Origin of the sequence: Shewanella sp. TB7-MNA-CIBAN-0143 (assembly GCF_040310065.1) — a bacterium.
Classification (GTDB): domain Bacteria; phylum Pseudomonadota; class Gammaproteobacteria; order Enterobacterales; family Shewanellaceae; genus Shewanella.
Genome location: NZ_JBEOPL010000084.1, coordinates 1 through 279 on the forward strand (window position 1 = coordinate 1; position 279 = coordinate 279).

Below are 279 nucleotides of genomic sequence, written 5' to 3' on the forward strand. Positions count from 1 at the left end.
GAAGAAGGCGGTGCAACACCTCTTTGCCGATCAGATAAATTATTTAGTGCATTAAAAGAATACGACAGCAAGCTTGCCCATGACTTTGAACACAAAGGCCTAAAATATACCACCTATATGCCAGCCGCTGACGACGCAACATCAGGCCAAGGCCGAAGCTGGAAAAGTACGCTAAGTGTAGAAACCAAAGACGAAGCACATAATAAATTAACCGAACTTGGTTACGAGTGGGAATGGCTTGAAGACGGCTCACTAAAAGCCGTTACACCAGTACTACCT

General features: G+C 44.8%; 1 pseudogene. It reads left to right on the plus strand.

Annotation, left to right across the window (positions count from 1 at the left end):
* Positions 1-279 (plus strand): annotated as a pseudogene (locus tag AAEY97_RS21200) (TauD/TfdA family dioxygenase); the annotation flags it as partial.